This is a genomic window from Fundicoccus ignavus (assembly GCF_009659375.1).
GTDB classification, from domain to species: domain Bacteria; phylum Bacillota; class Bacilli; order Lactobacillales; family Aerococcaceae; genus Fundicoccus; species Fundicoccus ignavus.
This window is the reverse complement of sequence record NZ_WJQT01000035.1, coordinates 1-12,983: the sequence shown is the minus strand read 5'-3', so window position 1 is coordinate 12,983 and position 12,983 is coordinate 1. Positions and strand designations below refer to the sequence as shown.

The window sequence follows — 12,983 nt, the reverse complement described above, 5'->3', positions numbered from 1 at the left end:
GCCATTTAACCCTTCTTGGTTATGAATCATCCACCCTTCGAATAGACACTTATTATCAGAATAATGCACAACATAGCTGCGACCGTTACTTACATCTAATGCGATAACATCCAATGTAATCATCCTTTCTAAATTAATTGAAGTCTTCATAAAGCCTTATCGATTCCCATTTCCTATACACGACCTCAAAGGGCCCAACATACTCAAAACAGAATCAACTAAGGATATGAAGCGGACCAGTTTTTTGTACGGTCTAAAAAAGACCTAAAGAACCTACGATCTCTCCTTCATAATCTACTATAAAAAATGGAGAAAGTAATGACAAATAATCAAGCTGAAGGCTATGTATTACTACCATGCGAAGAGTTAAGTATTAGTAAAGAGCAGACCGATCGAATCTAAATGGCCTGCAATTACAAATATTTAGAGCGTATTATATAAAAAAGTGCTCTAAAGATTATACAATCAATCTTCAGAGCAAGTTTCCTTGTTATGAGTCGCGAGAATTCAGGAAGAATAAAATAACACCATTCAAAATCGTTTACTTTTGTAGAAAATAATTTAAAGAGAGTTATCATGTCAGCAGGATCATTTTATTTGCTAAATAATAATAGATTTAGTTTTCATCTAAAAACTAACTCATTCGATTAAATAGCAAATATACAAAAAAGATGGTTAAAGTAAAAGCAATCACTGCTTGAATTTTAACAAATAACAAGGCATTATTAGAAGGTTCTGCATCTTTATTTCGGAAACCACCCTCAAAATACCATACCCACCTTGGTTTAAACCAACCGATTAATCCAACAATCAGTGTGAATACAGGCAACCAGCCTGCAGTTATTAAGAGTCTAAAATTATGTTCACGATCTTCCGTCTCTTGTTGCTTAGCCAACCGAATCATTCGTACGAAAGTTTCATCCATCAACTCTGTTGGGTTCTCTGATAGAACTATAGTATTTTCATTTTCATTATACTCAATCACTTGATTCCCATACTGGATAGTTTGCTTATCTAAATAAACCCTTCCTTTAAAAATATTTACTCGACTCTCATCCCCAATCTGGACGATACCATTTAAGCGCACATATTCAGAGTAAAGCGGATCCTTTTCCATATCATCTGAGTTATCTGCATATTCTTCGTTAAAATAGCTTGTTAGTTCACGGTATCGATCACGCTGTTCCATAGAGTGCGCTTCATCATATGTTGCGACTTCCTGAGCTTTCTCTGTCCGACATCCTACAACAATGAAAGTCATCACCAATAATAGAGAAATTAATTTAACTATTTTAGACATCTAACCCACCCCTTCGCACCTATTTACTCTATTATATTTGTTTTCAATACTTATGAACAAATGAAAGGCTCCGAGGAGTTAGCCATTCTATTCTTCTTACAAAGTTAGTGAAGGGACAAATATTTTAATAACTGAACACATTCGATAAGTGGTTCATCCAAAATTTTACTAGTTTGAAGAACAAACATAAACTCTATATGTAATTCATTGGTTTATTTCTTTTGAAAAGCGGTTAACCTTTCTTAAAACAACGATTAAATCTAAGAAAACCTCGGGTAAGTTCACCCGAGGACTTTTTATATTGTGCGAACCTTCTTATTTTTATGTTCTATTGTCATAAATGATACCCGTATGACTTTCAAAATATTCTGGTATCATTTCACCGTAGCATTCTTCACAATTGAATTTAGGTGGATCCAATGGATCCCCACCATCTAAGAAATCAAAATGCTCAACAACTTCCATTGGAATTAATTCCTCTTTACCACATTGTAAACATATAAAGTTCACGGTCTCGTTGCTCGATGCTTTTTTGGAGTGATTCCCAGTTGAACCGAAGTTCTTTAAAAGTTTTTTGGTATATTTGTTCTTTTTCAATTTTGTCCGTTTCTTCTTCAAGGCGTTTAATCTCCCTCTTTAGACAGCTATGGGCTTGTACATCGTTCGCATAAACAACTTTTAGATGCCCATTTTTAAGCGCAACAGTCCCCTTGAACTCATAGTAGTTGCCACAATGCGAACATTTTAAAGGGTCCTGTTTGAAACGTTCAACTATTCGCTCTCTCCATGTCTTAGGCTTTAACATTTCCTTTGCATTAAAGAGTAATTTTTTCACTTTTTCCTGGAATGCAATAACAATTTTCTTAGCAAGTGCCTTAATTCTTCGGCTGTAAAGACCATAATGTCGAATCATTTTAAAATCTTTGTCAGGAATATGACGTGTCAACGACAAGATAAATTCTTCCACACTCATCACAAGTGTTTTTTCTTGATTTGTTCTCTTATCATGATAGATAAAGGCAACTATTTCTCCGTCATAAGCTTTGATTCGACTTAAAGCAATTGGTCCTCTTTTCATATACCTTCCAATATATTGTAGAAGTCCTGTTATTTTTGTCCGACTTCTTTTTGGGGCATTTACGTAGAATACTTCAGCATTCTTAGGATATGCTTTCTGAAGTAAGTGTTGAAACTCTCGTTTCTGGACTGGTGTTAATACTCGTCTCAGAAGTTTCAGAACTGCGTTCTGCCAGAAGATTCGTAACATTTTAAAAGGTATATAATCATAGTCTTCCCACTCACCTTGTTTATTCAATCCTCCCATTGTCACAATCATATGAACATGTGGATTGAACTCTAACTTTGAACCAAATGTGTGTACGCCCAAGGTAATACCAGGTTCTATGCCTTTCTTCTTAAATTAGTCTTTAACAATTTTAGCCGATTCATCCATTAATCCTTTCAATAATTTCTCCCGTTGGAGAAGGAATAATTTTCGTAAGCCTTCATCAATCGTAAATACAATATGTCGATGAACAGTCTTATACATGTCTTTTGCGACAGTTTCACTCCAGCGTTGAGTTTCACCCATCGCACAAATAGGACAAAATTTTCCTTTGCATCGGAAAGCTACTTTTTTAACGTCATTACATCCTTCACAAACAAATAAACGAAACCCTCTAATAATTTCTCCACAGTGACGAAATTTATCCACTTCTGATTGAACCACTGTCCGAATCCTTTGATCATATTTTCTCACAATATTATCCCAGTGATTATATTCATCAAAGAATATCGCGTGGAGAATATTCTTTTTCATATCTCTATTTTACCTTATCACTTTTTAAAGACAAAACGTTAACCAACTCTATCATATCAACATTTAACTTATAATCCCTTATACTATAAAAAAATAGTAGTGAGTAATCCACCGTCGTGGTTTACTCACTACTAATCTTAGTATGTTTTTTGTACCGTATCAAACAGCTAATAGATTTTATTACCTATCGATGATACGGACATTCGTACCATAAATGATGATAAAATTGAAAACAATTTACAGACAAATGTTAGCGAGACCTTTACGAATCTAGCTTTTTTGTCTTCCGGATAGGAGCAGACAAGATAGTTGCCTGGAACACAAAATTAACGTCATGTTTAGTAACAAAACTAAACAGAAAAAGTGAAATGGATCGACATGAGGGGGGGTAACATGGCCTTTGATTATGAACTGGATTTCGCTCAGATAAACTTCCGGGACCAGCCTGAATTGTATCGAGTGGGCCGAGGAGAACAAGGGGTGCTTCTGGTAGAACCTTATAAAAGCGAGATACTACCACATTGGCGTTTTAAGACTCCAGAAATTGCTAAAGTATCTTCTGACAAAATCTACCAGCTGTTTTTGGATTACCAGGCAGCCGGTGATTTTGTGGGTATGGATATGAGTCGGAAGTTTCTTCAAATGGGCTACACTAGATCTAGACGTTACGCCAATTACAAAGGTGGTCGCAAATATGATGAAAATGGCGACATAAAAGAAAGAATAATAGACGAAGAAAAAGCAAAGTCAGCTACCATTTTTGAAGAGAAGTGGAAAATTGTGAGGGAAAATGAAGCGTATTTAAAGTTGAAGAAAGAACATCAGAAAAAGTACGGCTGAAAAGAAGTCATTCCTAAGGAGCGAGTGGTATAATAGAGAAAATTATTCTATCAAAGGAGGGGTTATAGAACATGGTCAAGGCATTTGGCTTATTTTTTGAAGATAAACGTATTTGGCTTATTCTAGGAGGGAGCGTGCTCTTTTCTTTCATTTTAGCGATTGGTGTTATCTTGCTCGACACCAGAATGATAAATGTGGTGGACTATTTCCCGACTGTTTTTCTAACGAGCGTCAATCTGGCCAAATCAATCTTGAGCCTGCTAGCGGGTTCCCTTTTTTCAGTGGCAACCTTCACGTTTGGGACGATGTTATCGGTCATTTCGTTCTACTCATCTAATTTCAGTCCCCGGACTGTTGAGAATTTTCTCTTACAGAAAACATCTATGCAAACTTTGGGGATTTTTCTTGGTGGTTTTATTTATTGTCTTTCCTCTTTGTTTTTTATGCGCAATTCAGAAGATGAATATTTGGTTGTTTCGGCCTCCATTGCCTTATTGTACGCCCTTGCCTGCGTTTTTTATTTTACGAAGTTCGTTTATAATGTGGCAATATCCGTACAATTGAACCATCTTGTGACTAAATTGTACAAGGAGGCCGAGTCAGTTGCGGATGAAACGATTGAATACTTTCAAGAAATGCCTTTGTTGGATCATCTTCCTCAAATAGACACGCTACACATCTTCACAGTAAAGGCTAACGAGAGTGGTTATGTTGAATATATTAATTTTAATCGACTAGTTGAACTGAGCAAGGAATTCAAAGGCACCATAGTGCTACATCTAAGAATAGGAGAGTTTATTTCCGCAAATCAGCCGCTAGTCGATTTATACACTAACCGAAAAGTTAAAGATGAATCACAGCTCCAAGCGGCAATAAACCGCACCCTAACTTATGAAGAAAAACCTTCTTCTATGTACGATCCAAATTTTGCTCGAGCTAAATTGATTGAAGTAGCTCTGAGGGCGGTTTCGCCAGGCATAAATGATCCTAATACCGCCATTTATATCTTAAACTACAAGGCTTTGTTGGATTCAAAATTTGCCAGTATACCAGGAAGGTTTGTGGTAATGGGCGAAGACACTGATGAGACATTTTCTTCGGGAGGTAACGTGATTTATGATTTCAATAATTTTCCAAAAGACTTATATGAAAGTTATTGGCAATTAATTCACTATATGAAGCAAGATATTTCTGGAGTGGTGGCACTGTTTGACTCTTTGTTGACAGTTGCTTATTCTGCACATCCGAAGAAGCTAAACTATATTAAGGATTACAGTAATTATCTGTTTAATCTAACGAGTCCCAATTTTACGGAAAGACTAGATATTCAAAATATCGAGGAACGCCAACAACGTATTCTAGGGATTAACCATCCTGAGCTAGAGGAATGAGCTTGAAACTGAAAACTATCTGTGTTATTTTTCGCTGATAGGTTTTTAATATTCTCTTTAGTTCAAAACACAAAGAATGCCGGTTTAGTTCAGTTGGTAGAGCATCGCACTCGTAACGCGGGGGTCACAGGTTCAAATCCTGCATCCGGCATAATACGAAAAAAGTAGATATATCTAGGTTTTGATGACCTTTGATGTGTCTATTTTTTTATCCACTTTTAGTGGAAAGTGGTTTCCACCAACTTTCCACCAACCTTTTTCAAAAACCTACGTAGTTTTTGAATGATACACCAACGTCATTTGAAGCCTTTTTGTTCAAATGAGTATAAGTATTAAGGGTAGTTACAATCGTAGAGTGCCCTAATCTATTTTGGATATTTTTAATATCCATTCCGGATTCATATAACAAACTAGCATGAGTATGGCGGAACTGATGAAGAGTGATCGGTTTTAAGTCGTACTTCTTTATGAGTTCTTTTAGCCACCTAGAAGCACTGCCAGTATGGTAGTGCTTATTATCCTTGTTGTTGAAGATAAACTGCTCTTCCTCTTTAATAACTCGATTCGCTATGGTGTTTTCTTGATACTGGAGTTCTTTCCATTTAGATAGAATATCTCTTGTTGTTTCGTCAATACCGATTAAGCGATTAGAAGATTGATTTTTTGTAAGACCAACCACCACATTTTTGTTTATATCCTCGGTTAAACCTTTATTAACGTTCACCATACATTCCTCTATACTAATATCTGCCCAAGTTAGAGCAAGAATCTCTTGACTTCTCATTCCAGTAAAGGCAAGAAGCCTGAAAAAAACATGTTTTTTCAAATCATTTTCTTTTTCTAAACAGTCAAAGAATACTTTTAGGTCTTCAATCGTATAAAAGCTTTTTTCCTCTTTTTTTCTTTCTTTACGAGGTATTGTAATTAACTCCATTGGATTCTTCTCAATAAGATCATGTTTCATAGCAAATTTGAATACTTTAGAAGTATAGCTAGCATAGGTAGAGAATTTAACATATTTTTTTGCCCAACTATTTACCATTACTTGGCACATGTTCAGACTGATTGTATTGATTCTCTTATTCCCAATAATAGGATAGACATGAACTTCTAATATTTCCTTTGTTTTACGATAGGTGCTTTCTCTTACTGTGTTTACGTACTGTTCAAGCCACATGTTTCCTATTTCTTCAAAGCTTTTTTGAGTTCTGCTTATATTTTCTCCTTTTAGAACCTCACGTTGGAGTTTTAAGTAAGCATTATTAGCTTCTGGCTTGGTATGGAAACCTTGCCGAGTAGCATGTTTCTTCTTTCCAGTTAAGGGATCAGTGGCAATATACCCCTTAAACATCCACGCTTTTTTACCGTCTTTCTTTATATATTTTTCGAATTTTACCATTACAATTTTCCTTTCTCGGGTCAGCGAGAAAAAGCTTTAATTGTATTTTAACTCGAGATAATCTGTAAAAAGAGCTTTACCATTTTTATTGAAAAACGATTGGGGCCAGAAAAATGTTGTTTTCTTGTAATCAAGGTACTCCATCGCAAATAAAAGTAGGTTAATCTCTATTTTGGTATTCGATGCTTCTTTCCATTGCTGATATGCTATATGATAATCTTCATAACTCGTTTCTTTCTCCTCTGCGATTAGAACAGTGCGGAGTAATTGAGAGAACTACAAGAAACTTTCTAGCTGCAAATGGAACACCGTTAAACAATGTAATGTTTCTTAAATTAAACGTTCCTAGACTGCTCGAAATGACCTTTCCAGAGATTTACCCAGTAAAAGATAAAAATTCTTCTAGGGTTCAATATTCAAATAATTTTGATATCACCAATAAAAGTGAGGCGCCTAACCAAAAAGAGAGAGATACCCCACTAATAAAAGATAGGCTCCTCTCTAATATTGGTGAGACGTATACAAAGAGTACTACAGAGATTACCCCAGAAATTATATCAGAGGGTTCAAATTCAATTAAGGGAGAATCTATCCATCCATCTATAAAAGAAGTAAAGGAAATTATTAAACAAAATATTTCCTACGACATTTTGATGACGGATAAGAGAATAGACAGAAATAAACTAAAAGACATTTTATCCATTATGGTTGATGTGTTTAGTCAGCAATCGGGTACAATTAAAATGAATAATACCAATTATGATATTGACTTGGTAAAGGAAATATTTTTAAAAACAAATCAATTTCATATTGAATATGTATTGGAATGTTTGGAAAAAACAAAGATTGAAGTGAGGAATATTCGATTGTACTTAATTACTTCAATCTACAATGCATCCATGACTATGGAATTTGATTATTCCCACAGAGTTATGGTAGAACAAAACACATAAACTTATTTTTTAATGTCAAACAACTTAGTGAAACAAGAGTATTTAATCAAGAGTAATAGCAAAAAGCACTAAAAATAGAGCATGGAAAGAGCATGGAAGAAGGGTAAAAGAGTGAAAAAACGCATGGATAAAGCATGGAAATGTCGAAATATCGCATGGATAAGACATGGAAAAGTCTTGAAATGTGATACCACTTAAAATCTTTTAGAAACCCAATAGGCACAGCCTATTTATCGCCTGACTTAGTCAAGCGATATCGGGTTCCCTTATGCTCTTTAACAAATACAGGTATTACAAGAAAGAAGGTACAGAATGGACATTTTAATTAGAAGCATTGACGTAGCATATGCAAAAGAAATAGAACGAAAAGCAAAAGATATTAGGAATAAAATAGGAACAGAATTTAGTAGAAATGATTATATAAAGATGCTCATACAAAATGATTGTGAATTTCAATTAACTAAACTAAAAGAAGATAAATTTGATCGTGTAGTGGATAATTTAAACTATACTTTAACCAATCAGAGTGAGACACTGCAAGAATTTATCGATAGTAACAACCGTCTTTTTCATTTTATGGTAAGTGGAATTGATATGTTAGATGATGAATGGAGAGACTAATAAAGTATAAAAAGGTGAGTTGCTTATGAGTACTAGTACGGCCGTAGTTAAAATTGATAAAGAACGACATTCTGAAATAAAAATGTATGCTTTTTTTAAAGGATTAACGATTGTAGAAATTATTAATAATGCAGTAGGCTTATATCTGAATGGTTCAGATGATTTTTTGGAGTTTAAGAAAAAATATATTCTTCCAGAAAAAGAAAGAAATATAACAGTAAAGTTAGAAGAGTATGATAAGCTTGTGGAGATTGCTAAACAGCATAATCTCAACTTAAAATTATAGCAAAAACACACGACGAACATCGTTGTGTGTGTTTGCATATTCTAATGACGGTGAATAATTAAGCAAGAAATGATATTATAAAGATAGTTATAAAAAAAATTGGAATTCAAAAATTAAGTTATGTAGAAGGAGAGAAAAAATGGCAAAAAGCCAATTAATCAAAAGTATAGCAAAAAATGATACTTCTTGATTTAGAGAAAGAGTTCGGTAAGTTAGATTCTTTGGAGATAGATACAAATCAACTGACACAAGAAAAATCGAATGGATTTAATGAAAAAATAAATAATATAATTTATTCTGATGGTAAAGGTGAAGAAATAAACGATGAGTGAATATTCTGAAATTAGCTTACTTATAATTGGTGGTCTAATATCATTAGTATCTACTACGACTTTTTATATAATTCAACAATTAATGAATTGGGCATTAGTCAATAGGGGTAAAGTGAAAATATATAAAAAAATTGTATATAGTAAAATAAATGGTGCTAGTTGGGGATTCCATAAAGATGGATCTGACATTGTTTTTTCGGTTCCACTGTGGCTTGAAATTCAAAACACTAAAAACAAAAAAGAAATATTAAGGAATTTAAATATATATTTATACAAAAACAACAAAAAAATTTGTCAAATGAAGCAAATTCATCACTATAGAGATGCAAAAGAATCTGAGCTAAAAGCATTTGGAGACAATGGTTCATATTCATTCCTTATGGAACCTAATACAATCAGTAGATACGATCTTTATTTCATTCTCCGTAGAGAAGAGTTAAATATTGATTTTAACGAAATTAGATTAGGTTATTACAATACAAAAGACAAATTTATCGAATTGTTTTTTTTAGAAGTTGAGAAGCCGTGGATAGTAAAGAAAAATAGTATCGATAATGATTGGAGCCAATTAAAAAGAAAAAATATTAGGAGTAAGTAATTATAAGTAGGAGTCATAACAATAAAATTATAGAAATAATTAAAATTGGAAAATCAAAGTAAAAAAACACAATTATAAGAAGATGAGAACGCATTAAATATCATGTGTTTTCATATATATGGATAGGATAGATGGAAAATGATAAATCAGTTAAAGGGTATTCAAATCAAAGGAGGCTACTTTGAGGATTATCAGTTATTGCCTTTTTTTTCTAACAATTCTCGAGTCTCTTTAATATTTGGAAAGAATGGTTCTGGAAAAAGTACAATTTGTAATGCATTCTATAATGTTTTTAATGAGAAAGAAGAAGCAGATAAATTTGAATTGAGTTTAACTACAGATAGTGGAAATTTTATACAAGACGGAGAAAAATTTGATGTAGAAGTTTATGGAGAAGAATTTGTTGATAGCAATGTTAAATATAAAAGTAAGGGCTTAAAATCCGTTGTAATGTTTGGTACACAAGTAGATATCGATGCTGAATTAAAAAAAATTGAAGAAGCGAAAACAAATATAGAAGCACAGTTAAGTCCTATTAGTGAAAAAATAAATGAGTTAAATAAACCAAATAATGAATCGAGCCATCTGTACAAGTTTAGAGTGCTAAAAGAAAACCTTCAATCAGATGATGGTTGGGCGAAAAGAGATATGAAAATCAGAGGGAATTCGGTGGCTAGTCGGGTAACTGAAAATAATATTTCGATTATATTTACTTCTAAAAATAATGAATCGAATATGAGTTTAACTCAGCTAAGTAACAAATTTAACGCTGACTTAGATACATATCAGCTACTAAAAAGAAGTAATTCAAAAAAAAAAGAAAATCTAAATCTAGATTTTTTGTCACCTTCAATTTTAGACAAAACTCTAGAATTACTATACACAGTAATGCCAAAAAGAAAAGATCAAAGTGAAATAGGTTGGTTATTTGATGAGTTAGAAAATAGAGGACACAAATTTTATGAAGACGTAGTTAATACTATGGAAGATAAAAAAAGTTGTATTTGTCCTTTTTGTATGCAGGAATTAACATTAGCTGTTAAGAAGAATGCACTTCTTTTAGTAAATGAGTTACAAACAACAGAAAATAAAGATGTGGTTAATAAAATTGATAACAAAATTAATGTTTTAGAATCAAGGAAAATCGCCACATTTGATTTAGAAGAATTTAAAGATATAAGACACATATATACGTCTATCAAAGAAATTAATACAGAGATCAAAAGTTACAACGACATTCTTGATGTTTGGATTAAGAAGTTAGAAGAAAAAAAAGAAAGTCTATATATTGTACTTGATATAGAGAAGTACGATTTTGCAGGTGTTCAGAAAAATATAGCCAGTTTACTATCTAAAATAAACGAAGAGATAACTAATTATAATGAGAAACTTGCTGATTTAGAGAAAGTCAGAGAAGATTTAATTCAAACTAACAGTGAACTAGTGTCTCTAGAATACAGCGCTGTATTTGAAGATTATAAGAAAACCTTGGCTCAATATCATAAAGAACTAGATACGCAAAAAGATTATTCCGAAAAATTAGCAGCTCTTATAGAATCAGAAAATAGCTTGAAAGCAAAAAAAGCTAATGAAAAAATAGCCTTAGATGAGATTAACAAAAAATTAGAATACATATTCTTCGAAAAGGACCGGATCAAATTAACCCAGGATAGAGAAGGAGATTATAATGTGAAGGCAAGAGGAAAGGATGTAAAGTTGAAAAATTTGTCCGTAGGTGAGAGAAATATTATTTCTTTATGTTATTATTTCACAAAACTTTATGAAAACTGTGAAGAGAATAATAAATACGATAAACCTAGACTAATTATAGTAGATGATCCAATATCTAGTTTAGATTTTAATAACAAAATTGGCATATATTCCTTTATGAGAAAAGAATTCAAAGAAATTTTACTTGGGAATAAAGAATCAAAAATAATACTATTCTCACATGATTTCCAGAGTATGATTCAATTTTCTAAAATGTTTGATGATATTGGAGAATTCTGTAAATCTAGTCAAATCTATGGCGGAAGTGAATTAGGACGCTTAAAAGCTACGAGACATCAATTGAGAGCTAAAAAATTAGAGACAATTAACTTTGAAAAATTCCATCAAATGTCTCGTTTAGTTACTTTTATAGCGGAATACGCCTATGATAATGAAGAAGAAGTATTTCTTGATGATTCAATTGGCAATACACTTAGAAAAGTACTAGAAGGATACGGGGCATTTAATTACAATGCAACTATTACAGAATTATCTAACAAGAAAGAAATTCTTGAGAAGATTGAAGATGTTCATAAGCGAGAATACTATAGTAATCTGATGTACCGGTTTTTATTGCATGATGAAAGTCATATGCGTGACACTGCTCAAGCATCACCGTTTAATAATATAGTTGGGCTTATTGACTCTGATGAAAAAAGGAAAGTAGCTAAAGATGTTCTTTCATTTTTATATGAATTAGATTCTCTTTTTGTTAGGTCAAATTTAAAGTGTAATGGATCTGCAAGAAAAGAAATGTTAATGACTAAAATTAAGGAGCACTCAGAGAATATCTTGAATAGAGTTTCAGTGGGTTAAATGTTTTGTACTAGCAGGATTTTTAATAAATAGTTTAAATAGCTTTCTCGCTGACCCCTATTAATTAATTTCTCACCAACTTTCCACCAACTATTTTAGTATTTGCTTGAAATAGATAAGTGGTAACGATATTAAAAAAATTTGTATAGCATGCTTTTGATGTCAATTAACTTCATATGAAAATCTTACGAAATAGAGCATCGCACTCGTAACGCGGGGGCCGTAGGTTTGATCCCTATAGCCGGTATCACATTAATTTAGAAAGTACATCAAGGTTTAACCCCTGAGATGTACTTTTTTTCTGGCTAATATTTCCCAAAACCAAACCGTCACACATCCGTCGGTAAACTTGCTGGAAAAGAAGGTGTCGCATTATAATGGAACATAGTTATCATAAATAGTAATAAAAATTTCATTTGTGGTAAGCAAGCTTAATGAATAATGGATACGGCGCTCTATTAGAGCCACGTCGTCGCGTTAAACTGTACCACCTAAATCGCTCTTGCTTGAGCCAGATGAATCGCTTTGATTGAACCACTTTTGTGGTTCTTTTTGTTTTTCTAATGGTATAACTAATATGTATGGTTTGAACCATACAAAAATTAGGATGGAGGTGCAGAAATGCCCAATTATTTAGAAATAGTGCGGCTGCACGAAGCTGGTTTTAGTTTAAGGAAAATTGCTAAAATCGTGGCTTCTGGTAGGAGCACAGTCACAAGGACCGTCAAAATTGAGTATTGCGGATAAATAGAGCCACTTGAGCGGAGATTAGAGCCACCTGATGCATGAAACAGAGCTACCCAGTGCGGAAGGTGAGCCAGTAAATACAGAGATGCCCCTAGCCATTGAGATAAGCTA

10 protein-coding genes, 1 tRNA gene and 2 pseudogenes are annotated in these 12,983 nt (G+C 33.2%); 9 read left to right on the top strand and 4 right to left on the bottom strand.

Going from position 1 to position 12,983, the window contains the following annotated elements:
* Window positions 1–634: 634 nt before the first annotated feature.
* From GF867_RS13235 to GF867_RS13230, 3 genes and pseudogenes are all read right to left on the bottom strand, one after another.
* On the bottom strand, window positions 635–1,300 hold the full coding sequence (locus GF867_RS13235) for a DUF6199 family natural product biosynthesis protein (RefSeq protein ID WP_153833565.1): 666 nt from the start codon (window positions 1,298–1,300) through the stop codon (window positions 635–637).
* Window positions 1,301–1,621: 321 nt separating this feature from the next.
* Window positions 1,622–1,765: a hypothetical protein gene (locus tag GF867_RS13785; RefSeq protein WP_172974043.1), complete on the bottom strand. Its 144-nt coding sequence runs from the start codon at window positions 1,763–1,765 to the stop codon at window positions 1,622–1,624.
* Between the two features lie 16 nt (window positions 1,766–1,781).
* A pseudogene (locus tag GF867_RS13230) lies at window positions 1,782–3,119 on the bottom strand (IS91 family transposase).
* Between the two features lie 393 nt (window positions 3,120–3,512).
* On the opposite strand from GF867_RS13230, the gene GF867_RS13225 reads away from it, so the two are divergent.
* The 3 genes from GF867_RS13225 (at window position 3,513) to GF867_RS13215 (ending at window position 5,501) form a co-directional block, all read left to right on the top strand.
* The gene (locus GF867_RS13225) at window positions 3,513–3,959 is read left to right on the top strand and encodes a DUF4385 domain-containing protein (protein WP_138404456.1); all 447 of its coding nucleotides are present in this window, start codon (window positions 3,513–3,515) and stop codon (window positions 3,957–3,959) included.
* 71 nt (window positions 3,960–4,030) lie between these two features.
* Window positions 4,031–5,350, top strand: a complete 1,320-nt coding sequence (locus GF867_RS13220; RefSeq protein WP_022796604.1) for a DUF2254 domain-containing protein — start codon at window positions 4,031–4,033, stop codon at window positions 5,348–5,350.
* A gap of 78 nt (window positions 5,351–5,428) precedes the next feature.
* Window positions 5,429–5,501, top strand: a tRNA-Thr gene (locus tag GF867_RS13215).
* A gap of 108 nt (window positions 5,502–5,609) precedes the next feature.
* Here GF867_RS13215 and GF867_RS13210 read toward each other — a convergent pair.
* A complete protein-coding gene (locus GF867_RS13210) occupies window positions 5,610–6,749 on the bottom strand; it encodes a tyrosine-type recombinase/integrase (RefSeq protein ID WP_153833564.1) in 1,140 nt (379 codons plus the stop codon).
* Between the two features lie 359 nt (window positions 6,750–7,108).
* Here GF867_RS13210 and GF867_RS13205 point away from each other — a divergent pair, with 359 nt between their 5' ends.
* From GF867_RS13205 to GF867_RS14270, 6 genes and pseudogenes are all read left to right on the top strand, one after another.
* On the top strand, window positions 7,109–7,702 hold the full coding sequence (locus GF867_RS13205) for a DUF6017 domain-containing protein (RefSeq protein ID WP_153833563.1): 594 nt from the start codon (window positions 7,109–7,111) through the stop codon (window positions 7,700–7,702).
* A 312-nt stretch (window positions 7,703–8,014) separates the two neighbouring features.
* Window positions 8,015–8,323 (top strand): hypothetical protein, encoded by a 309-nt coding sequence (locus GF867_RS13200; protein ID WP_153833562.1) that lies wholly within the window; start codon window positions 8,015–8,017, stop codon window positions 8,321–8,323.
* A gap of 25 nt (window positions 8,324–8,348) precedes the next feature.
* Window positions 8,349–8,609 carry a hypothetical protein gene (locus GF867_RS13195; RefSeq protein ID WP_153833561.1) on the top strand — a complete coding sequence of 87 codons (261 nt, stop codon included), beginning with the start codon at window positions 8,349–8,351 and terminating at the stop codon, window positions 8,607–8,609.
* 324 nt (window positions 8,610–8,933) lie between these two features.
* Window positions 8,934–9,539, top strand: a complete 606-nt coding sequence (locus tag GF867_RS13190; RefSeq protein ID WP_153833560.1) for a hypothetical protein — start codon at window positions 8,934–8,936, stop codon at window positions 9,537–9,539.
* Window positions 9,540–9,677: 138 nt separating this feature from the next.
* The gene (locus GF867_RS13185) at window positions 9,678–12,125 is read left to right on the top strand and encodes an AAA family ATPase (protein WP_153833559.1); all 2,448 of its coding nucleotides are present in this window, start codon (window positions 9,678–9,680) and stop codon (window positions 12,123–12,125) included.
* Window positions 12,126–12,746: 621 nt separating this feature from the next.
* Window positions 12,747–12,851, top strand: a pseudogene (locus GF867_RS14270) (helix-turn-helix domain-containing protein); the annotation flags it as partial.
* Between the last annotated feature and the right edge of the window lie 132 nt (window positions 12,852–12,983).

Coding starts and splice junctions, on each gene's coding strand:
- GF867_RS13235 (WP_153833565.1), bottom strand. CDS start 1,300: ATGTCTAAAATAGTTAAATTAATTTCTCTATTATTGGTGATGACTTTC.
- GF867_RS13785 (WP_172974043.1), bottom strand. CDS start 1,765: ATGGAAGTTGTTGAGCATTTTGATTTCTTAGATGGTGGGGATCCATTG.
- GF867_RS13225 (WP_138404456.1), top strand. CDS start 3,513: ATGGCCTTTGATTATGAACTGGATTTCGCTCAGATAAACTTCCGGGAC.
- GF867_RS13220 (WP_022796604.1), top strand. CDS start 4,031: ATGGTCAAGGCATTTGGCTTATTTTTTGAAGATAAACGTATTTGGCTT.
- GF867_RS13210 (WP_153833564.1), bottom strand. CDS start 6,749: ATGGTAAAATTCGAAAAATATATAAAGAAAGACGGTAAAAAAGCGTGG.
- GF867_RS13205 (WP_153833563.1), top strand. CDS start 7,109: ATGACCTTTCCAGAGATTTACCCAGTAAAAGATAAAAATTCTTCTAGG.
- GF867_RS13200 (WP_153833562.1), top strand. CDS start 8,015: ATGGACATTTTAATTAGAAGCATTGACGTAGCATATGCAAAAGAAATA.
- GF867_RS13195 (WP_153833561.1), top strand. CDS start 8,349: ATGAGTACTAGTACGGCCGTAGTTAAAATTGATAAAGAACGACATTCT.
- GF867_RS13190 (WP_153833560.1), top strand. CDS start 8,934: ATGAGTGAATATTCTGAAATTAGCTTACTTATAATTGGTGGTCTAATA.
- GF867_RS13185 (WP_153833559.1), top strand. CDS start 9,678: ATGATAAATCAGTTAAAGGGTATTCAAATCAAAGGAGGCTACTTTGAG.